Origin of the sequence: Collinsella ihumii, assembly GCF_030385545.1 — a bacterium.
GTDB lineage: Bacteria > Actinomycetota > Coriobacteriia > Coriobacteriales > Coriobacteriaceae > Collinsella > Collinsella ihumii.
On the sequence record NZ_JAUEIQ010000001.1, the window covers coordinates 242,749 to 263,814 of the forward strand.

The 21,066-nt window shown below is 65.9% G+C and carries 19 protein-coding genes; 16 read left to right on the top strand and 3 right to left on the bottom strand.

Going from position 1 to position 21,066, the window contains the following annotated elements:
- The first annotated feature begins 48 nt into the window (after positions 1-48).
- The gene (locus QVN30_RS01065) at positions 49-1,851 is read left to right on the top strand and encodes a DUF6020 family protein (protein ID WP_289835087.1); all 1,803 of its coding nucleotides are present in this window, start codon (positions 49-51) and stop codon (positions 1,849-1,851) included.
- A gap of 276 nt (positions 1,852-2,127) precedes the next feature.
- Here QVN30_RS01065 and QVN30_RS01070 read toward each other — a convergent pair whose 3' ends face one another.
- Positions 2,128-2,781, bottom strand: coding sequence for a helix-turn-helix transcriptional regulator (locus QVN30_RS01070; RefSeq protein ID WP_289835088.1), 654 nt, complete (start codon positions 2,779-2,781; stop codon positions 2,128-2,130).
- Between the two features lie 278 nt (positions 2,782-3,059).
- Between QVN30_RS01070 and dpaL the strand changes: the two genes are divergently transcribed.
- The 6 genes from dpaL to hydA all read left to right on the top strand — a co-directional run bounded on the left by dpaL (position 3,060) and on the right by hydA (position 10,500).
- The gene (dpaL, locus tag QVN30_RS01075; RefSeq protein WP_289835089.1) at positions 3,060-4,274 is read left to right on the top strand and encodes a diaminopropionate ammonia-lyase; all 1,215 of its coding nucleotides are present in this window, start codon (positions 3,060-3,062) and stop codon (positions 4,272-4,274) included.
- Between the two features lie 75 nt (positions 4,275-4,349).
- A complete protein-coding gene (locus QVN30_RS01080) occupies positions 4,350-5,756 on the top strand; it encodes a YgeY family selenium metabolism-linked hydrolase (RefSeq protein WP_066834042.1) in 1,407 nt (468 codons plus the stop codon).
- A gap of 141 nt (positions 5,757-5,897) precedes the next feature.
- Positions 5,898-7,100: a knotted carbamoyltransferase YgeW gene (gene ygeW, locus QVN30_RS01085; protein WP_066834338.1), complete on the top strand. Its 1,203-nt coding sequence runs from the start codon at positions 5,898-5,900 to the stop codon at positions 7,098-7,100.
- A gap of 267 nt (positions 7,101-7,367) precedes the next feature.
- Positions 7,368-8,312, top strand: coding sequence for a carbamate kinase (arcC, locus tag QVN30_RS01090; RefSeq protein WP_289835090.1), 945 nt, complete (start codon positions 7,368-7,370; stop codon positions 8,310-8,312).
- Between the two features lie 105 nt (positions 8,313-8,417).
- Complete coding sequence (locus tag QVN30_RS01095; RefSeq protein ID WP_289835091.1) at positions 8,418-9,029, top strand: nucleotidyltransferase family protein; 612 nt, start codon at positions 8,418-8,420, stop codon at positions 9,027-9,029.
- 103 nt (positions 9,030-9,132) lie between these two features.
- On the top strand, positions 9,133-10,500 hold the full coding sequence (hydA, locus tag QVN30_RS01100) for a dihydropyrimidinase (protein WP_289835092.1): 1,368 nt from the start codon (positions 9,133-9,135) through the stop codon (positions 10,498-10,500).
- A gap of 82 nt (positions 10,501-10,582) precedes the next feature.
- Here hydA and yqeC read toward each other — a convergent pair whose 3' ends face one another.
- Positions 10,583-11,290 (bottom strand): selenium cofactor biosynthesis protein YqeC, encoded by a 708-nt coding sequence (gene yqeC / locus QVN30_RS01105; protein ID WP_087202018.1) that lies wholly within the window; start codon positions 11,288-11,290, stop codon positions 10,583-10,585.
- Positions 11,291-11,380: 90 nt separating this feature from the next.
- Between yqeC and yqeB the strand changes: the two genes are divergently transcribed.
- Both yqeB and QVN30_RS01115 read left to right on the top strand, forming a co-directional pair.
- On the top strand, positions 11,381-12,163 hold the full coding sequence (gene yqeB / locus QVN30_RS01110; RefSeq protein ID WP_289835093.1) for a selenium-dependent molybdenum cofactor biosynthesis protein YqeB: 783 nt from the start codon (positions 11,381-11,383) through the stop codon (positions 12,161-12,163).
- A 122-nt stretch (positions 12,164-12,285) separates the two neighbouring features.
- Positions 12,286-13,314 (top strand): XdhC family protein, encoded by a 1,029-nt coding sequence (locus tag QVN30_RS01115; RefSeq protein WP_289835094.1) that lies wholly within the window; start codon positions 12,286-12,288, stop codon positions 13,312-13,314.
- A 193-nt stretch (positions 13,315-13,507) separates the two neighbouring features.
- Here QVN30_RS01115 and QVN30_RS01120 read toward each other — a convergent pair whose 3' ends face one another.
- The gene (locus QVN30_RS01120) at positions 13,508-15,790 is read right to left on the bottom strand and encodes a 5'-nucleotidase C-terminal domain-containing protein (protein WP_289835095.1); all 2,283 of its coding nucleotides are present in this window, start codon (positions 15,788-15,790) and stop codon (positions 13,508-13,510) included.
- Between the two features lie 486 nt (positions 15,791-16,276).
- On the opposite strand from QVN30_RS01120, the gene QVN30_RS01125 reads away from it, so the two are divergent.
- The 7 genes from QVN30_RS01125 (at position 16,277) to rplF (ending at position 21,016) form a co-directional block, all read left to right on the top strand.
- Positions 16,277-16,885 carry an ABC-2 transporter permease gene (locus QVN30_RS01125; RefSeq protein ID WP_289821092.1) on the top strand — a complete coding sequence of 203 codons (609 nt, stop codon included), beginning with the start codon at positions 16,277-16,279 and terminating at the stop codon, positions 16,883-16,885.
- A 235-nt stretch (positions 16,886-17,120) separates the two neighbouring features.
- Positions 17,121-17,267: a helix-turn-helix domain-containing protein gene (locus QVN30_RS01130; RefSeq protein WP_289835096.1), complete on the top strand. Its 147-nt coding sequence runs from the start codon at positions 17,121-17,123 to the stop codon at positions 17,265-17,267.
- Between the two features lie 117 nt (positions 17,268-17,384).
- Entirely contained in the window at positions 17,385-18,596 is a 1,212-nt protein-coding gene (locus QVN30_RS01135; RefSeq protein WP_289835097.1) for a MalY/PatB family protein, read from the top strand.
- A 499-nt stretch (positions 18,597-19,095) separates the two neighbouring features.
- Positions 19,096-19,653 carry a 50S ribosomal protein L5 gene (gene rplE / locus QVN30_RS01140; RefSeq protein WP_204571071.1) on the top strand — a complete coding sequence of 186 codons (558 nt, stop codon included), beginning with the start codon at positions 19,096-19,098 and terminating at the stop codon, positions 19,651-19,653.
- Between the two features lie 88 nt (positions 19,654-19,741).
- Positions 19,742-19,927 carry a type Z 30S ribosomal protein S14 gene (locus tag QVN30_RS01145; protein WP_039910329.1) on the top strand — a complete coding sequence of 62 codons (186 nt, stop codon included), beginning with the start codon at positions 19,742-19,744 and terminating at the stop codon, positions 19,925-19,927.
- Between the two features lie 120 nt (positions 19,928-20,047).
- Positions 20,048-20,446, top strand: coding sequence for a 30S ribosomal protein S8 (gene rpsH / locus QVN30_RS01150; RefSeq protein WP_289835098.1), 399 nt, complete (start codon positions 20,048-20,050; stop codon positions 20,444-20,446).
- 33 nt (positions 20,447-20,479) lie between these two features.
- Positions 20,480-21,016 carry a 50S ribosomal protein L6 gene (gene rplF, locus QVN30_RS01155; protein ID WP_273358499.1) on the top strand — a complete coding sequence of 179 codons (537 nt, stop codon included), beginning with the start codon at positions 20,480-20,482 and terminating at the stop codon, positions 21,014-21,016.
- Positions 21,017-21,066: the final 50 nt, after the last annotated feature.

Genomic DNA, 21,066 nt, shown 5'->3' on the forward strand with positions numbered 1-21,066 from the left:
ATGCTATACTGCAGCGCAGATTACCTCTGCATATCGTCAAGGATGCCCATGGCCGAGATACAACGCAAGTCCGATCAGCGCGCGCTTTCGTCGTGTGCCCAGCGCGCGCCTCGCTACGCACCGTGCGTGCTGCTCATGCTGGCGTTCATCGTCTTTGCGACGTTTCTTGGGGTCTATGCTTCCGCGCTTGCGTCTGACGGCTGGTTCCGGGGCTCGCTTGACGAGCTGGTGCCGCTTGCGACCGTGGGCATCGTGATCCCCGCGGCCATCATCGTTCCCCTGCTCGCGAAGGCTCTCAGGCGCGTCTCCCGTCCGCCCGCTCCCGCCCCACAGGCGGGCCTGCGCGCGGTTGCCTTCCGCCTCGCCGCCACCGTCGATCGCCTCGTGTTCTCCTGGCGCTTCCGCGCTGCCGTCTTCGCGGCGCTCATCCTCATGCTCTGCTGGTCGTTTTGGATCGTCGCGTTCTATCCGGGCTCGATGATCTACGACACCTACTACCAGATCACGCAGTTCTATCCGCGCGGGGACGAGGTGCGCGCCGAGCTGTGGGCGGTGCCCGGCAGGCGCGCCTATGCGCAGTTCAGCGACCACCATCCCATCTTCGACACGCTGCTGTACGGCTGGTTCGCCTATACGAGCGATCAGCTGACCGGCTCATGGAACACCGGCATCTTCATCTTCTCCGTGCTGCAGGCGCTGGGGACCGCCATCGCCTTTTCGGTCGCCTTCGCCTACCTGCGCCATATCGGCGCGCCGCGCGGCCTGACGATCGGGTTGTTCGCGACGGTCTGCGTGGTCCCGGTGTTCGGTGGCTATGCGCCTGCGGTGATCAAGGACATGCTGTTCTCGGGCATCTACGTCGCGTGGTTCACCATGGCGATCGCGGTGGTCCACACGCGCGGCGACGCCTTGCGGTCCGTGCCGTTCCTTCTTGGCAACATCGTGCTGGCGCTGCTGCTCGCCCTCACCAAGAAGACGGGAATCTACATCGTGATCCCGACCATGGTTATCTACGCGGTCGTGTACCGCCGCGTGTGGTGGAGAAGCCTGGTGCCCGCGGCGCTCTCCGCCGTCCTCATGTGGGGCGTTATGCCGAACCTGGTGTTCCCCACGCTCGACGTCGTTCCCGGCGGACGTCAGGAGATGCTCGGCACGCTGTTCCAGCAGACCGCGCGCTACGTCGCCCTGCATGGGGTGGAGATGGGCGCGAGCGAGCGTCGCGCCATCGACGACGTGCTGGTGGTGGACACGCTGAACGAGCGCTACCAGCCCGAGTGGGCGGATTCGGTGAAGTACGAGTACAACGCGAGCGCCACCGACGAGCAGATCCAGGAGTACCTCAAGGTCTGGGCCGCGCAGGGCTTGCGCCATCCCGAGGTCTACGTGGAGGCGGCGCTCTCGATGCTCTCGGGTTTCGCGTCCCCGTCCGAGCCCATCCAGTTGCGCATCGAGACATGGGACGAGGACCATGACGGCACGAGCCTGCTGCGCCAGCCCTGGCAGCTGGAGAGCCTGCGCGAAGCCGCTCGCGACGTCTGGGATGCCTGGGTGGACATCCCGGTCATCGGGCTGGCGATGACCTGCCCGTCGTATGTGATCTGGATTCCGCTGTTCGCCCTGTGGCTGTTCATCTGCCGCATGCGCCGCTGGCTGCCCATCATGATGCCGGTGCTGTTGAGCATGGCGAGCGTCGTGCTGTCGCCCATGTACGATGCGCGCTACGCCTGCGCGCTCATCTTCACCGCCCCACTGCTCATCGCGGTGCTCGGCGTCGCGTTCGCCGAGCGCGAAGCGGGTTTGGCGGGCAATCGGGCATCTGTTCGCGAGAACAAGAAGATTTGGTATCAATGATCGGGCCATTTCGGCCCCCGATCGTCCGCGAGGCGGGGGAGGGCGGTCCGGCGCATCTCGAGCGCATCATAAGAACCGCAGGTCAACGGCTGGTCCGTTTTGTCCAATCAGGCTGATATGCGCGAACTTGATACCAAATTGAAGCGCGCCGGGGCTCGGGTGCTCCTGGCTCGCCAACAATACCCCAATACCATGGTATGCGTACCAAAAGCAGGCGGGGGCGGGACTCATATCGAGCCCCGCCCCCGCCTGCTGCCGCGCATATGTGCGACATCGCTACTTCTGATCATCGTTTGAGGCGGCCTTGGCTTCGTCCAGGTAGCTGTAGAAGCTGTACTTGGAGATCCCGAAGAAGTCGCACGCCTTCTGGCTGGACTTGCTGATCAGGAACGCGCCGCGCTGGTCGAGGTAGCCGATGGCCCGCACGCGCTCCTCCTTAGTCATGAGGGCGGCAGGCTTTCCGATCATCTGCTCGCATTCGCTGAACAGGTCATCAAGCAGGTCGCCGATGTTTTTGGCGATGGGTTCCGGCTCGTTGTGATCACCGGTGCCGATGAGCGAGGCCAGCGTGCCGGAAAACGCCGTCATCAGCGTGATGTCGAAGTTGATGGCCAAGATCCCGCACGGCCAGCCGGCTTCGTTGCGGATGAAGATGGTGCTCGACTTCAGGAGCTTGCCGTCCGACGTCTTGGTGAGATACGGCGGGCGGTCCTCAAGTTTGTCGGGCGCGTCGTGGAGCGCCTCGAGGACTACATGGCTGGGGCCGTCACCCAGATGGCGCCCAGACACGTGTCCGTTCTCGATCGCCACGATGGAGTGGTCGAGATCGTCGGACTCCAAGTCATGGATGACGATCTCGCAGTTGGGGCCGAACTGAAGGGCAAGACCCTTGGCAAGACGGCGATAGAACTCAATCTGCGCTGGGGACATGTAACCTCCTTCCAAACTTTTTGTTAGGTATATCCTGACATAAATATAGTTAGAGCACAAATGCCCAAGGAATATACCGTTTACCGGCAGATTCCAACCGTTTATGAAACCAAACAATCTGTCTGGACTCAGCTTTATCCCCTGTGGTAAAACTAGGTCAGCAAAACTTTTTGTTTGGTGTTCAGATAAAAGTTCAGCCCAGTCGGCCACAACTGCCAAAAGGGCGAGCGCGTATCCCACACACCGGCAAAGTGAGCCAAAAAGGAGAGAACAACAGCATGGCCGATCAGATCAAATGGGTTGCGAACAAGATGCCTAAAAGCGATGACGCCCACCTGGGCATCATGTCGCTCGAGCACGTCAGCGCCGCCCGCTCGTTCCACCAGAGCTTCCCGCAGTACTCGGTGACCCCGCTCGCCAAGCTCGATGGCCTGGCGGCAGACCTTGGTCTTGCGAACCTTGCGGTCAAGGACGAGAGCTACCGCTTCGGTCTCAACGCCTTCAAGGTCCTGGGCGGATCGTTCGCCATGGCGAGCTACATCGCCGAGAAGACCGGCAAGCCCGTCTCTGAGATGACCTACGACTACCTCACCAGCGAGGAGCTCGCCCGCGACTTCGGCCAGGCCACCTTCTTCACCGCCACCGACGGCAACCACGGCCGCGGCGTGGCATGGGCCGCCAACAAGCTCGGCCAGAAGGCCGTCGTCCACATGCCCAAGGGTTCGGTCAAGAGCCGCTTCGACAACATCGCCGCCGAGGGCGCCCAGGTGACCATCGAGGACGTCAACTACGACGAGTGCGTCCGCATGGCCGCCGCCGAGGCCGATGCCTGCGAGAACGGCGTTATCGTCCAGGACACCGCATGGGACGGCTACGAGGAGATCCCGAGCTGGATCATGGAGGGCTACGGCACCATGGCCTCTGAGGCGGCCGAGCAGTTCGCCGCCGCGGGCGTCGAGCGTCCGACCCACGTGTTCGTCCAGGCGGGCGTCGGCTCCCTCGCCGGTGCCGTGGTGGGCTACTTCACCAACCTGTTCCCCGATAACCCGCCGATCTTCGTGGTCATGGAGGCCGACGAGGCCGCGTGCCTGTACAAGGGCGCGGTGGCCGGCGACGGCGAGCCCCGCATCGTGGACGGCGACATGCCCACGATCATGGCTGGCCTCGCCTGCGGCGAGCCCAACACGCTCGGATGGGACATCCTGCGCAACCACGTGTCCGTCTTCGTGGCGTGCCCCAACTGGGTGGCCGCCAAGGGCATGCGCGTGCTCGGCGCCCCGCTCTCCGGCGACCCCCGCGTGATCTCCGGCGAGTCCGGTGCCGTGGGAGCCGGCCTCATCACGACGCTCATGGAGTCCGATGAGTACGCCGACCTGCGCGAGGCCATCGGTCTCACCTCCGAGAGCTCCGTGCTCATGTTCTCGACCGAGGGCGACACCGATCCGGTGAACTACCGCAAGGTCGTCTGGGACGGCGCGTATCCCGCCGAGTAGTGCAAACCAGATGGGGGAGAGGCCCCATCGAGAAGGCAAGTCGTGTATCAACTCATGCGAGAGAGGATTTCTGCAATGACCAAGGAACTCGATTTCGACGCCATCAAGAAGGCTGCTGAGGCCTATGGCCCCGACATGACCGCGTTTCTGCGCGCCATGATCTCCCATCCGTCCGAGTCCTGCGAGGAGGGCGAGGTCGTCGCCTGCATCAAGGCCGAGATGGAGAAGCTGGGCTTCGACAAGGTCGAGGTCGACGGTCTGGGCAACGTCATCGGCTGGATGGGCGAGGGCGACAAGATCATCGCCATCGACTCCCACATCGACACCGTGGGCATCGGCAACCGCGACAACTGGACCCACGACCCCTATGAGGGCTACGAGGACGACGAGGTCATCTACGGCCGCGGCGGCTCCGACCAGGAGGGCGGCATGGCTTCCGCTACCTACGCAGCCAAGATGATGAAGGACATGGGCCTCATCCCCGAGGGCTACAAGATCATGGTCGTCGGCTCCGTCCAGGAAGAGGACTGCGACGGCATGTGCTGGCAGTACATCGTCAACAAGTACTTCGACGGTCCGGAGGACGCTCGCGAGAAGATCGAGTTCGTCATCTCCACCGAGCCCACCGACGGCGGCATCTACCGCGGTCACCGCGGCCGCATGGAGATACGCGTCGACGTGCACGGTGTCTCCTGCCACGGCTCCGCTCCCGACCGCGGCGACAACGCCATCTACAAGATGGCCGACATCATCTCCGATGTCCGCGCCCTCAACAACAACGGCTGCGACGAGTCCACGTCCATCAAGGGCCTCGTCAAGATGCTCGACCCCAAGTACAACCCCGAGCACTACATGGACGCCCGCTTCCTGGGCCGCGGCACCTGCACCGTCTCCCAGATCTTCTACACGAGCCCCAGCCGCTGCGCCGTCGCCGACTCCTGCGCCATCTCCATCGACCGCCGCATGACCGCCGGTGAGACCTGGGACTCCTGCCTCGACGAGATCCGCAACCTGCCGGCCGTCAAGAAGTACGGCGACGACGTCGAGGTCTCCATGTACATGTACGACCGTCCGAGCTGGAAGGGCACCGTCTACGAGACCGAGGCCTACTTCCCGACCTGGATCAACGCCGAGAACGCCGCCCACGTGCAGGCGCTCGTCGACGCCCACCACGCTCTGTACGGCGATGAGCGTATCGGCGTCGAGCAGTCCATGGACAAGCGCGCCGGCCGCCCGCTGACCGACAAGTGGACCTTCTCCACCAACTGCGTGTCCATCCAGGGCCGCTACGGCATCCCCTGCGTCGGCTTCGGCCCGGGCGCCGAGAGCCAGGCTCACGCTCCCAACGAGGTCACCTATAAGCAGGACCTCGTCACCTGCGCCGCGCTCTACACCGCCGCGCTGAACCTGTACGACGAGTCCAAGAAGATCGATGACGTGACCGTGTTCCGTGCCGGCGCCACGGACAACGACATCCAGTAAGACCCCATTTCGAGGAGTGTCCGCGCGGCTTCATCCCATGCTTCGCCGCGCGGGCCCTCCCGTGGGACGCATCCGCGCGTCCGCTTCCCTTCGTGTATCGGTCGCCCTGTCGCCAGGGGCGAAAAGAGAGAGGATATGACCATGGACCAGAAGTTCAACGAGCTGCTCGAGACCCTGTCCGGCCTCGACTACTCCGGCATGTACGAGAGCGACTTCCTGCTGACCTGGGAGAAGTCCGAGGAGGAGCTCCGCGCTCTGTACGCCACCGCCGACGCCCTGCGCAACCTGCGCGAGCGCGGCATCTCCACCCGCATCTTCGATTCCGGTCTGGCCGTCTCCCTGTTCCGCGACAACTCCACTCGCACCCGCTTCTCCTTCGCCTCGGGCTCCAACATGCTCGGTCTGCAGCTCCAGGACCTCGACGAGGGCAAGAGCCAGATCGCTCACGGCGAGACCGTCCGCGAGACCGCGACCATGATCTCCTTTATGGCTGACGTCATCGGCATCCGCGACGACATGTACATCGGCAAGGGCGACGCCTACATGCGCGAGGTCGCCAACTCCGTGGCCGAGTCCTATGCCGACGGCGTGCTCGACCATCGTCCGACGCTCGTGTCCCTGCAGTCCGATATGGACCACCCGACCCAGTCCACCGCCGACATCCTCTACCTCATCAACGAGTTCGGCGGCATCGAGAACCTGCGCGGCAAGAAGGTCGCCGTCACCTGGGCCTACTCGCCCTCCTACGGCAAGCCGCTGTCCTGCCCGCAGTCTCTGATCACCCTGCTGCCCCGCTTCGGCATGGACGTGACGCTCGCTCACCCCGAGGGCTACGACCTGATGCCCGAGCTCGTGGACATCGCCGGCAAGTTCGCCGCCGAGTCCGGCGCCACCTTCAAGAAGACCCACAGCATGGAGGAGGCGTTCGAGGGCGCTGACATCGTCATCCCCAAGAGCTGGGCTCCCTACGCCGCCATGGAGAAGCGCACCAACCTCTACGCCGAGGGCGACGACGAGGGCATCAAGGCGCTCGAGAAGGAGCTGCTGGCCCAGAACGCCACCCACCAGGATTGGTGCACCACCCGCGAGCTCATGGAGAAGACCGCTCACGGCCAGGAGACCATCTACATGCATCCGCTGCCGGCCGACATTTCCGGCCTGTCCTGCGAGCACGGCGAGGTCGACGCTGACGTCTTCGAGGATCACCGCGTCGGTATGTACAAGGAGGCCTCGTACAAGCCCTACGCCATCGCGGCCATGATCTTCCTGCAGAAGTGCAAGAACCCCGTCGAGACCCTCAAGGCTCTCGAGGCTGCCGGCAAGGATCGCTGGTACCAGGCGTAATCGCCCGTCTTATGGGACGGCTCCTGCTCAGAAGGGGCCGTCCCGGAACCCGCAATGCGGGTTTTACCTGCAAGGTTGTGCTCATTTGCCTCCCTCTCCGCCATGGGTTTGCTCCTTTCTCCCCATGCCTTCTCGATCTTGCAGGTAAAGCCCGCATGAAGCGGACATACCCTTTGTCCTCTCTCGTGGCCGCAGCGCCCGGGTGGTGCGCTCTGCCGCGCCCGGGCGCTGCTGCAGTTTTAAAGCACATCGTGAAAGGTGATATTCATGTCTCGTCGTATTGTTGTTGCCCTTGGTGGCAATGCGCTGGGATCCAATCTTCCCGAGCAGATGGCTGCGGTCAAGATCACCGCGCGCGCCATCGTTGACCTCATCGAGGAGGGCAACGAGGTCGTGATCGTGCACGGCAACGGCCCGCAGGTCGGCATGATCGCCAACGCGATGGCCGAGCTCACCCGCTCCGATCCCGAGAAGTACATCCCCTGCCCGCTGTCGGTGTGCGGCGCCATGAGCCAGGGCTACATCGGTTATGACCTGCAGAACGCCCTGCGCGAGGAGATGCTTGATCGCGGCATGAGCAAGGGCGTCGCCACCGTGCTGACCCAGATCCAAGTCGACCCCGCCGACCCGGCGTTCGAGAACCCGACCAAGCCCATCGGCCCGTTCATGAGCGAGGAGGAGGCCGACAAGCTCACGCGCGAGCGCGACTACGACTTCATGCACGACGAGAAGAAGGGCTACCGCCGCGTCGTGGCGAGCCCCAAGCCCGTCTCGATCGTGGAGCTCGACACCATCTCCGCGCTCGTCGAGTCCGATCACGTGGTCGTCTGCTGCGGTGGCGGCGGCATCCCCGTCATCCCGACCGAGGGCCATCACCTCAAGGGTGCGGCAGCGGTCATCGACAAGGATTTCGCGGCCGAGAAGCTTGCCGAGCAGCTCGATGCTGACTCGCTCGTCATCCTGACGGCGGTCGAGAAGGTCGCCATCGGCTTCGGCACCGACCACGAGGAGTGGCTGGACACGCTGACGCCCGAGCGCGCCAACGAGCTCGGCGAGGCCGGCGAGTTCGGCACCGGCTCCATGCTGCCCAAGGTCCAGGCTGCCACCGCGTTCGTCGAGAGCAAAGAGGGGCGCACGTCGCTCATCACCCTGCTCGAGAAGGCGGCGGACGGCCTTGCGGGCAAGACCGGCACCACGATCGCGCGCGCATAAGGTTCGGATACCTCTCCTTCCAATGGGATGCCCTGCGGGGCATCCCATTTTGCTATGGTGGAAGCGGGGCCTGACGGGACGGGCCGCGGCGGACGGAGGTGCAGGATGCGGATCGGGTGCGTGATCATGGCGTCGGGCAAGGGCAGGCGTTTTGCCGGGATCGCCGGCGCGGGGCGCAACAAGCTGCTCGCCGATGCGGGCGGGATGCCGCTGGTCGTGCGCACGGTTCGCTCGGTGCCCGCGGCGCGCTTCGAGGTCGTCGTCTCCACGCGCTGGCCCGAGGTCGCGCGCGTGCTCGACGGCATGGCACCCGGGGTGCCGGTGGCCCTGCACGAGGGAGGGTTTCGCAGCGATTCGGTCCGGGCCGGTTTGGCGGCGGGCGACACGCGCTGGGACGGCTGCCTGTTCGTTCCCGGCGACCAGCCGCTGGTGTCGCCTGCGAGCTACGAGGCGCTCGCGCGGGCGTTCGAGGGCGACCCGACGCGCGTATGGCGCCTGGCATGGCAGGGTGCTCCCGCGAGCCCGGTGCTGTTCCCGCGCGCATGCTTCGGTGCGCTCATGGGTCTTGCCGGCAAGGACGGGGGCTCCTCGCTGCTGCGCACCGGGGCCATGGACGTGTCTATGGTCGAGGCGGTGCGCGCCGAGGAGCTGATGGACGTGGACACGCCGGAGGACCTTGCGGCCGTCTGCCGCGCCCTGGAGGGCATGGCGGGATAGGGGGCTGGCGCTTCGGGCCGGTTGCCGGATGCGCGCTCGCGGACAGCGCGCATCCGGGAGCTGACACGGCATGCGCGAACCGAACAAGAAAGGAGCTTGGCACATGATCATCATCAAAGGCGGGGCCCTGGTGTGCCCCGAAGGCCTGCGGCGCGGCGACATCGCCCTCGATGGAGGCAAGATCGCCCGCATCGCGGCGAGCATAGAGCCCGGGGCCGACGATACGGTCGAGGACGCCGCGGGGTGCTGGGTCTTTCCCGGCTTCATCGACGCCCATACGCACCTTCAGTGCTGGACCGGCATGGATTGGACCGCGGACAGCTTTGAGACCGGTACGCGTGCGGCCGCCTGCGGCGGCACGACGACCGTCGTCGACTACGCCACGGCCGACCGCGGCGTGACCATGGACGAGGCGCTTGCGGAATGGCGCAGGCGCGCCGACGGCACGTGCACGGCGAACTACGGATTCCATATGGCCATCGCCGAATGGGGTGAGGACAGCGCGGCGCAGATGCGGCGCATGCGCGAGGCGGGCGTGAGCTCGTTCAAGACGTACCTCGCCTACGACCACCTGCGCCTGACCGACGCGGAGACCCTCCAGTGCCTGGAGTGCGTGCGCGATCTGGATGCCGTGCTGTGCGTGCACTGCGAGAACGGCGACATCGTCAACGAGCTGCAGCGCGAGGTGCTGGCGACGGGCGTCACGGGCCCGGAGGGCCACCCGCTGTCGCGTCCCGCCGAGGCGGAGGCCGATGCGGTGAGCCGCCTGCTGTATCTCGCGAGCATCGCGGGCGCCAAGGTCAACGTGGTGCACCTGTCCACGCGCCTCGGCCTCGACGCCATCCGTGCGGCGCGGTCCCGCGGCCAGCAGGGCATCTTCGTCGAGACGTGCCCGCAGTACCTCACGCTCGACGACACGAGGTACCTGGAGGAGGGCGACGACGGGTTCGCGGGGGCCAAGTACGTGATGAGCCCGCCGCTGCGCAAGCCGGCCGATATCGCCGCCCTGCGCGAGGCCGTGCTGGCGGGCGAGGTCGACTCCATCGCGACCGACCACTGCTCCTTCAACCTTCACGGCCAGAAGGATCGCGGGCGCGACAGCTTCACCCGCATTCCCAACGGGGGCCCGGGCATCGAGCACCGCCCCGCCGTCATGGCGACGAGCTTCGAGGGGCAGCTCGGGCCCATGGAGCTCATGCATCTCATGAGCGAGGGCCCGGCGCGGGTGTTCGGCATGTGGCCCGCCAAGGGACGTCTCGCTGAGGGCGCGGACGCTGACATCTGCGTGTGGGATCCCGCGGCGCGGTGGACCATCTCGGCGGCGACGCAGCAGCAGGCGGTCGACTACACGCCCTATGAAGGCGTCGAGGCTCACGGCCGCGCGCGCCTGGTGTACGTGAACGGCGTGCTCGCGGCGCGCGACGGCGAGCCGACCGGCGAGAAGCCGGGCCGATACGTCGAGCGCGGATAGCCCGGACGTGCATCATCGGGGACGTACCTGCCGCGTGCATCCGTCCCCGATGGCGGATGCGCCGGCTGAGGCCGCCTGACGCCTACGCGAGGCGGACGAGCTCGCCGTCGCGCAGGCTTCCGGCGAAGACCGGGCAGTCGATGAGCGGCGTGAGCGCCGCGGCGAGCGCGCGGGCATCTCGTTGGGCGCCCGGGCGCTCGGCCTGGTTGACGATCACGAGGTCGTCGGGCATGCCCACGAGTCCTTCGGCGACGATGCCCGCCGCGATAAGCTCGGGCGACGCCGGCTCGTCGATCGCCACGCCGAGCAGATCGCGGAAGAGCTGGGGGCGGTGCACGACGTCGTAGATGGGCAGGCCGAACCCGGTCGCGCCCGCGACGTAGATGACGCGGGCGCAGCCGCTCGGAATCTGGGGCTCGCGCTCGCTGTGCGCCTTGAACGGCAGACCGCGCGACCCGTCGGCCTCGACGAGAACGTAGTCGGCGGCCGCGGCGATCGAGTCCCAGGGCTCGGCCGGCGCGGTGAGCTTGCCGGTCGATGCCTCCAGGCATCCGAGTTGGATGAGCGGGGCCCTGCGCGCTTCCGGGGCGAGTTCTTCGAGCGTCGCGGCATAGGCGAGGCCGTCTACGGGAAGCATATGGGTCGAGGTAGCGAGCGCCACGCGGTGCCCGCGCTGCGAGAGGGCGCGCCCGCCGCGTGCGAGCAGCGTCGATTTGCCGCCGCCCCCGATCACGGCGGTGATGCCGCGAATCGGCTCCAGGATATCGACGAGAGTCGTGATGTCGCTCATGGGTCCTCCCTGCCTACGGGGTTTGTGGGACACGGTACCACGGATGCAACGGCGCGGGCGGCATCTGATAAGCGAAAGGACGAAACAGGCATGTTGACATTCATTCGAGGGGCGGGCGATCTGGCGACCGGCATCGCGCTGCGTCTGCACCGCGCCGGCATCTCGGTCGTCATGGCGGATATCGCCGAGCCCACATGCATCCGGCGTACCGTGGCGTTCTCCGAGGCCATCCGGTGCGGCAGCGCGTGCGTCGAGGACGTGCGCGCCAGCTTGGGCGCAACCCCCGACGAGCTGCGTGCGATCGTGGAGCAAGGAGAGGTCGCGGTCGCGGTCGATCCCGACGCCGAGCTCGTGGCGGACCTGGCGCCCGACGCGGTCGTCGACGCCATCCTCGCCAAGCGCAACCTCGGCACCACGATGGACATGGCGCCCATCGTCATCGGCGTGGGCCCCGGCTTCACCGCGGGCGAGGACTGCCATGCGGCGGTGGAGACCAAGCGCGGTCACTATCTGGGCCGCGTGCTCTACACCGGCTCGCCCATCGCCAACACGGGCGTTCCCGGCATCATCGCCGGCGTGGGGGCGAAGCGCGTGCTGCGGAGCCCCGCCGACGGCCCGTTCGAGTGCGTCCACGAGATCGGCGACATCGTCACGGCGGGCGAGGTGGTCGGGCGCGTTGCGGGCGAGCCTATGCTCGCCACGATCGACGGCGTGCTGCGCGGCCTGCTGGCGCCCGGCGTGCCCGCGTTCAAGGGGATGAAGGCGGGCGACATCGACCCGCGCGGAGACGCGTCGTTCGTCAAGACCGTTTCGGACAAGGCGACCGCCGTGGGCGGCGGCGTCCTGGAGGCCCTCTGCCACTTCCGTGCATGATGGGGACGTACCTTTCGCGTGCGTTATTGCACAAGGGGGACGTACCTTCGGCGTGCATGTTTGCACGAAGGGGACGTACCTTCGGCGCCGTTTCCGGGCATTCAACCGCAAAGGATAGACCTATGAACAAGATTGAGATCGTTGACCGCCTGCTGGGGGCGCTGGATGCGCAAGAGCCGGCTGAGCTGACGTTTGTCGCCCAGACGCACGGCTCGGCGCCGCGCTCGGCGGGCGCATGGATGGCGCTGTTCTCCGACGGGTCGGCTCTGGGCACGGTCGGCGGCGGCAGCGTCGAGAACATCGCGATGGCAGACGCGCGCGGCCTGCTCGATGCCGGGCAGAGCTGTCTGGTCCGCTACACGATCGGCGGAAAGAAGAGCGATACCGGCATGATCTGCGGGGGAGCAGTCACGCTGTGCCACGTGCTGGTCGATGCGTCTTTGCGCGACGTCCTCGTTCAGGAGCGACGCATCCTGGTCGAGCGCGGCGAGGGCGTGCTCTCGTTCGACCTTTCGGTGTTCGGCGAGGGGGCGGCAGGCTCCACGGAGCACGGCGAGGGGTCCAAACGCGCCGTCGCGGGTTCGGTCCCGGCGTCCATCGTGTTCCCGGAGCGCCAGGCCGACATCAAGGCGGGGATCTCCGGCGAGCGCTACCTCGAGCCCATCAGCCCTGAGGGCTACACCTACATCTTCGGCTGCGGTCACGTGGGCCGTGCGCTCGCCTCGACGCTCGCGGCGACCGGCTTTGCCGTCGTCGCCTGCGACGATCGGCCCGAGATGCTCGAGGAGGACCTCATGCCCGCGACGGTCGAGCGCCGCCTGGTCGATTACGGCCGCATCGGGGACTTCTGCTCCATCGGGCCGCGCGACTTCGTCGTCTGCGCGACGTCCGGCCACAAGAGCGACCGCGAGGTCGTGGTGCAGGCGCTGGCGTGCCATCCGACGTATCTGGGATGCCTCGGAAGCGCCAAGAAGACCGCGTTCGTGCGCGCCCAGCTCGCCGAGGTTGGCTTTTCCGACGAGGAGGTCGCACAGGTGCATATGCCCGTCGGTCTGCCCATTCAGGCCGAGACGCCTGAGGAGATCGCGGTGAGCATCGCCGCCGAGATGATCCTGCATCGCCGCACGGCGCTTCTGCCGCGCATCCATTAGGGGACGCCGGACGGCGTTTAGGGAACCACCGGTCAATTCATTCCGCGCCGGTCGGCCCCGTGGCGGGCGCCTGCCGCGAAAGCAATTGACCGGTGGTTCCCTAGGAAAGCGTCTCCAAGCACGGGGGCGCCCGCGACGAATCGCGGGCGCCCCCGTGCTGCATTTCGGATGCGTGCCGAACCGCGGGATGGCGTTACGCGTACAGAATGCCCGCGTCCGCGGCGTTTTTCATGAGGGCGGCCATCTCGGCGCGCGTGGCACCGCGCGCACCCTCGAGCGTGCGGGCCCCGTCGTGCTCCACGCCGTTGATGATGCCCTGCTGGATGGCCCAGGCGACGGCGGGCCGCGCCCAATCCGAGACGCTTTCGGCGTCGGCGAACTCGTTGAGCACGGTCTCGTCGACATGCGCCAGGTCGGCGCCCGTGGCCTTGGCGATTACGGAGCAGAACTGCTCGCGGGTGAGCGCCTCGCCCACGCCGAACAGGTTCGTGCCCTCGTAGCCGGTCATGACGCCGTGCGCCACCGTCCAGTTCACGGCGTCGGTATACCACTCGTCCGTGACGTCGGCCAGTCCGGAGTCCGGCGCGCCCGGCTCGCCGCCCAGATAGTTGTAGAGCACCGCGGCGGCCTGCTCGCGCGCGAGCGGGTCGTCCACGCCGAAAGTGCCGTCATCGTAACCGTGGAAGACGCCGTTTTCGGCCGCCCAGACCACGGCCTCGTAATACCATGCGGTCGGGTCCGCGTCGGGGAAGACGCGCTCGGTGTAGGTGATCGTTCCGGTGAGGTCGTCTACCTGCTGCTCCCAGGAGGCGTCGGCGACCAGCGCGCGCAGCGCCTGCTCGCAGCTGCCCCATTCCTGCGCGAGCCGCATGGTCGCGAAGGCTGGGTACTCGTCGGTGGCACCGGGCAGATAGCTGTTCATGGCGACGGTGTAGGTGGCATCCGGATCGAACGCGCTGCCGTCCGCCATCTCGATGGATACGATGCGCTCGCCGTCCGCGGCGTCCCAGTCGATCTCCATCGTGGCGCCGCCCACCACCAGCACGCTGCCGGAGTTGCTCGGCCAGCTGTACTGCATGGGGTCTTCGCCCGATTCGAGCGCCTCGATCTGCGCGGCTAGGACGTCGCGGCAGGCCTTGGAGATGGACAGGGAGTGCTCGATGGTCGCGAGGATGTCCGCGCCGGTCAGCTCATAGGTTGCCAGCGTGTTCCCATAGGGCGAGATCGAGATGAGGTCGCCTGCGGTGACGTCGCCCGCCGGCACGCCCCCGCGAATGCCGCCGGCGTTCTCGAAGGCGAGGTCGGCGCCCGTAAGCGCCAGATACGAACCGGTCACCACGTGGCCGATGGGCATATCCTCGGTGCGGATGCGCTCCCAGCCGCCCGGCAGCTCGGTGGTGGAGTAGGCGTACTCGGTGCTGCTCGTGCCCACGACCTCGTCGAGGATCTCGGCGTTGCGGGCGGCGAGCTCGTCGGTAAGGGCCTCGACGCCCTCGTCGGCGAGGGCGTACTGGCCCGCGGTGTCGATCTGCTCGCTTTCGCTGCCGGCGACCGACCAGGTGCCGTCGGCGTTTTCGGAAACGGCGAGGGCGAGCACGCCGATGGACCCGAAGTACTCGCCGGACGGGCTCGAGGGCTCCTCGACCACGGGGACCTCGCGGCCGTCCGCGGCGGTCACGACCTCGTCGATCAGAACGTGCTCGTGCCCGGCGACGACGGCATCGATGCTGCTCACGTGGGAGGCGAAGCCCTGCGGGTCGGTGCTGTGCGTCAGGCAGACGACGATGTCCGCACCGGCGGCGCGGGCGGCCTCGGCGGCGTCGACGGCGGCGTCGACGGGATCGGTGAACGCCAGGCCCTCGACGTTCGCCGCGGGCGTCGAGGTGTAGAACGACTCGTCGATGACGCCCACGATGCCGAGAGTCAGCTGCTCACCTGCGACCTCGAGGTCGACAAGCTGGTACTGCTGCTCGAAAAACGGCGCGCCGGTGTCCGCGTCCACCACGTTTGCCGCAAGCACCGCAAAGTCATGGTCGGCGTCGAGCTCCGCCAGGCGGTCGGCCCCGTAGCTCCAGTCGTGGTTGCCCGGCGTGGTGGCGGCTACGTTCGCGGCGTCAAGGAGCTCGGCGATGCTTGTGCCTTCGCTCACCGTGGCGAACGAGTCCCCGTGGAACGTGTCGCCCGCGTCCAGGACGACGGTGGACGACGCATCGGACATGAGGCCCGCGAGCACCGCGTATGCGTTGACCGGCGTGCCCTCCTCATCATCCTCGTCGGCATAGTGCGTGAGCTCGTAGTGACCGTGCGTGTCGTTGACGTGCAGGATCTGGATGACGCCGGATGCGGTGCCGTCCGCCGCGAGCGCGCCCTGCGGCAGGCACGCGATGGCAAGCGCTGCGGCGCAGAGCGCCAAGGCGAGCCGTCGCGCCAACGGGATCCGTGCGCCGGCCCTCCAGGTGAGGTGTGCATCTCCCATAGGGAACCCTTTCTGCGTGCGCGCCGTGCGGCGCGCGGTGGGTACGTACACGCTCAATATATGGTGGACGGGGGAGAGGGGGGCAAGAATATTAGGCCGAGCGCTCGATTTCGTGTTCGAGCGGCGCCCCCGCACCTCACGAATGCGCGCGTCTCGCCCGGGGAGAGGCTCCTCGCTTCGCGTTGCGCTCGCGCCTCCGCGCCGGGCGCCTGCGGGCTCGGGCTGCACCGGTATGGTTCACCTGCGCTTTCCTTGCTTCCGCATGTCTACGCCGTCGCAGTGCCGTTCGCGAGCGGGCGGCATGTTGGGCGGAGGCGTCGCCTTCTCCTCTAGGTGCTCTTGCCTGCTGCAGAGGGTTCTCCCGCGCGCCATGCGGCCTGCCCCGGCATAAAAGGACGGGAGCCGCGCCCGCTCTTATATAAATGCGCGGTCGATGTCGTGTACCATGTGCGGGTCCTCTTCGACGATCTGAAAGGGGTTGTCTTCATGGAGTATGTCGTCTTGTATCTGCTCGTGAACATCGCGGTCGGCGTCGCCGCGTGCTTCTACGGCAAGAAGCTGTTCTACCTCATGCTCGGCGCGCTCGTGTTCTTGGGCGTGCTGAATATCGGCCTGTCGTCGACCGACGGCTCATCGGTCTCGTTCGTGATCGCCGTGGTGCTTGGCGTCGTGGCGGCCCTGCTGTCCAAGTTCGTCTATAAGGCGGGCGTCTTCCTGGTCGGCGCCGTGTCCGGTGCGGCTCTTGGTTTTGTGATCGGCATCTTGCTTCCCCAAGAGGCCAGCGCCTACCTGGGCGTGGTCATCGCCCTCGGCGCGCTGCTCGTGGGCCTTGCGGCGCTTCGCTGGTGCGACCTGTTCGTGCGCCTGGGCACCGCCTACGCCGGCTCGACGTTCGTGGTCTCCAACGTGCTCGCGGCGGTCTTGGCCTTTGGGAGCCTGGGCACACTCGCCGTTCCCGGGGACGCCATGGCCACGTTCACCGCGCTTTCCGATTACATCGGCGGGGAATTCTCCGCGGCGCACGGAACGTCCATCCTCATCGGCACGGTCGTGCTCACGATCGTCGGCGCGCTGGTCCAGAAACGGCAAGATTAGAGTCGCTGACGCGCTGATGTAGTGACTGATGCCCGCCCGCGCCGCAGGGCACTTCCCGCGCGTCCCGCAGCGCCGTCCGAATCGAGAGTACGCTATAGGCACGCCGCCCCATCCACGGTACGGCATAGGCACGTTTTTCGCCCAAAAGTGTGCCTATGGCGTACCGTCGACAGGGCGGCGTGCCTATAGCGTACTCTCGATGGGTTGAAACGAACCCGTCTCCAACCAGCCCCGCATGAGCTGCATGGAGCGAATCGAAGTGCTGCGCAAGATCTATAACGAGGGCGTATTCCTTATGAAAGGCGCCGTGCACGTGGTTGCCGAGGAGATGGGCATTTCGGTGCCGACCCTCTATAAGTACCTGCAAGCGGTGAAGAGATAGCGCCGTTGGGATGACGGCCGGTCATCCCAACGGAGGGCGCCAGGTAGAGACACCGCTCCAAACGTCTCGCCACATCGGGGTATCATTGCGAACGGACTTCTATGAAAGGACGGACGCATGAGCTTCGATTTCACCTCAATCATCAACCGCCACGGACAGGATGCAATCGCCGTCGACGGCATCGGCATACCCGGTGGCGCTGCCCCCGCCGCGCCCCAGGACGGCTTCGACTTCATCCCCATGTGGGTCGCCGACATGAACTTCCCGGTGGTCCCCACCATCCAGGACGCCATCATCGAGCGCGTGAAGCAGCCGCACTTCGGGTACTTCGCGCCCCGCGAGGAGTATTTCTCCAAGATCATCGAGTGGCAGAGCCGCCGCAACGACGTCGTCGGTCTCGAGCCCAAGCACATCGGCTACGAGAACGGCGTGCTGGGCGGCGTCATCTCCACGCTCAACGCCTTCGCGGCACCCGGCGACGAGGTGCTCGTCCACAGCCCGACCTATATCGGCTTCACCAACTCGCTCACCAACGCGGGCTTCCGCATCGTCCATTCGCCGCTCAAGCTCGATGAGAGCGGCGTCTGGCGCATGGATTTCGAGGATATGGAGCGCGTGCTGTCCGAGCGCACCATCCACGCCGCCATCTTCTGCTCGCCGCACAATCCCACGGGTCGCGTGTGGGAGCGCGAGGAGATCGAGCGCGCCATGGAGATCTACGCCAAGCACGACTGCGTGGTGATCTCGGACGAGATCTGGTCCGACATCATCCTGCCCGGCCACAAGCACGTCCCGACCCAGTCGGTGTCCGAGGACGCCCGCAATCGCACCGTGGCCCTCTACGCCCCCTCCAAGACCTTCAACCTGGCCGGCCTCGTGGGCAGCTACCACATCATCTACAACGACTACCTGCGCGACCGCGTGCTCGCTCAGTCGTCCAAGCCGCACTACAACGAGATGAACGTGCTCTCCATGCACGCGCTGCTCGGTGCCTATGAGCCCGAGGGCTACGCGTGGGTCGACGAGCTGCGCGAGGTCATCGCGGGCAACGTGGACTGGGCGTGCGATTTCATCGCCACGCATTTCGACGGCGTGCGCGTGTCCAAGCCCCAAGGCACCTACATGCTCTTTCTGGATTGCACCGAGTGGTGCGAGCGCTGCGGCCGAGACATCGACTGGATTCTGAACGCCGGCTGGCGCGTGGGCGTGGGCTGGCAGGACGGCCGCCCCTTCCACGGCCCGTGCCACATTCGCGTGAACCTCGCGCTGCCGCTCGCCCGCGTGAAGGAAGCGTTCGAGCGTCTGGACCGGTACGTGTTCAACGCGTAGGGGAGGCGCCGATCGGCCTGCCGTCCGCCTTGTGAACATGCGCTCAAACACGAAAGCAGGGGGTCAATGACACAAACTGGGCAGAATAGCACGCTAAAGGAGGTCAACAAAGGCTCTTAGCGTGCCAAATTGCCCAGTTTGTGTCATCGACCCCCTGTTGTGCCCTTCTCGGCGGAACGAAGCGGCGGAACGAAGCGGCGGAACGAAGCGACAGAAGCAGGCAGCCCCGCAACGGCGAATGAGGCCGAGGGACGAGCGGGGCGTCCACGCCGCAATTGTGGATTTCCGCAGCACACAAGCTTTTACTGGCAATCTCGGGCGCATGCGCGTATCATACCGACTCGTATTGCCCGGCTCCTGCCGGTTTTTCATTGTGCCGGTACGCCATAACCGACACGATCGCGGCAGGAGGCACGAGGACAGCAACGCGCGAGGTCGAGCATACCGGCCATCGAAGCGCTGCGCACCGCCCCGTGCTTAAAACCCCAAAGGAGTTGACATGGCAGAGGAGAAGTACGTTCCGCGTCTGAAGACCAAGTACCTCAACGAGGTCAAGAAGCAGATGCAGGACAAGTTCCAGTACGAGAACGTCATGATGATCCCGAAGTTTGAGAAGATCGTCGTGAACATGGGCGTCGGCGAGGCCGCGACCGATTCCAAGGCCATCGAGGGCGCCGTCCGCGACCTGCGCGTCATCACCGGCCAGCAGCCCATGGTGACCCGTGCCCGCAAGTCCATCGCCTCGTTCCACCTGCGTGCCGGCATGCCGATCGGCGCCAAGGTCACCCTGCGCGGCGACCGCATGTGGGAGTTCTTCGACCGCCTGACTTCGGTGGCCATCCCCCGTATCCGCGACTTCCGTGGCATCTCCCCCAAGAGCTTCGACGGCCGTGGTAACTTCTCCATGGGCGTCACCGAGCAGCTCATCTTCCCCGAGGTCGACTTCGACTCCGTCGATCGCACCCGTGGTATGGACATCACCATCGTGACGACCGCGAAGACCGACGAAGAGGCCAAGGCCCTTCTGGACGCCTTCGGGTTCCCGTTCAAGAAATAGGTTCATCTGCTCCGACAACGCGGGCGGCAGGCAATCCGGCCTGCCGCCCGCGCGGAGCGAACAATACTCAGTAGTGAGGAGGAAATAAGTGGCTAAGACATCGATGATCGTCAAGTGCAACCGCAAGCAGAAGTTCTCGACGCGCGAGTACACCCGCTGCCAGCGCTGCGGCCGTCCGCATTCGGTCTACCGCAAGTTCGGACTGTGCCGTGTCTGCTTCCGCGAGCTTGCGCTCAAGGGCGAACTTCCCGGCATCAAGAAGGCCAGCTGGTAAGTCACTGCCAGCGCACGCGGATGCGTCCGCGTTGCACGGAAGATCGTGTCAAAGGGCTTGCTCGCTACGGGTGGGCGAGAACCGGTGGCACAGGTTCATCAAGAACGAAGGAGAATCTGCATGAACGTCACAGACCCGATCGCAGATATGCTTACGCGCATTCGTAACGCGAATTCTGCGAACAAGGCCGAGGTCTCCATGCCGAGCAGCAAGAAGCTCGTGGAGATCGCGCGCGTTATCTACGAGGAGGGCTACATCGAGAGCTACTCGGTCGAGGACACCGCTCCCCAGAAGACCCTCCACATCACCCTCAAGTACGGCCCCAAGAAGACCAAGATTATCAACGGCATCAAGCGCATCTCCAAGCCTGGTCTGCGCAAGTACGCCGGTGTCGCCGAGCTGCCCCGCGTCCGCGGCGGCCTCGGTACGGCGATCATCTCCACCAGCCGCGGCGTTATGGCCGACCGCGACGCCCGTGCCACGGGTGTCGGCGGCGAGATCATCGCTTTCGTTTGGTAACGTACTCGGCGCGTAGAAGGAAAGGATACACCCGTGTCTCGTATCGGTAATAAGCCTGTCCAGATTCCCGCCGGAGTCGAAGTGGCAGTCAACGGCACCCATGTTGCCGTCAAGGGCCCCAAGGGCACCCTTGAGAATGATTTCTATAGCAAGCTGACCATCAGCGTCGAGGACAACGTGCTGACCGTTTCCCGTCCCGACGACGAGCGTGAGACCCGCGCCATGCACGGCCTCACCCGCGCCCTGATCCACAACATGGTCGTGGGCGTCTCCGAGGGCTTCCAGAAGCAGCTCGAGCTCGCCGGCGTCGGTTACCGTGTTGCGCTCAAGGGCAACACCCTCGACCTCTCCCTCGGCTACTCCCACCCCGTGACCTACGCCGCTCCCGAAGGCATCACCTTCGAGGTGCCCGACAACACGCACATCAACGTCAAGGGCATCAGCAAGCAGCAGGTCGGCCAGGTTGCCGCCGAGATCCGCTCCAAGCGTCCGCCCGAGCCCTACAAGGGCAAGGGTATCCACTACGTCGGCGAGCACATCCGTCGCAAGCTCGGTAAGGCCGCCAAGTAGTAAGCACCTGCGCATAACGGTTAAGACCATCACCCCGTCAGGTGTTGGCA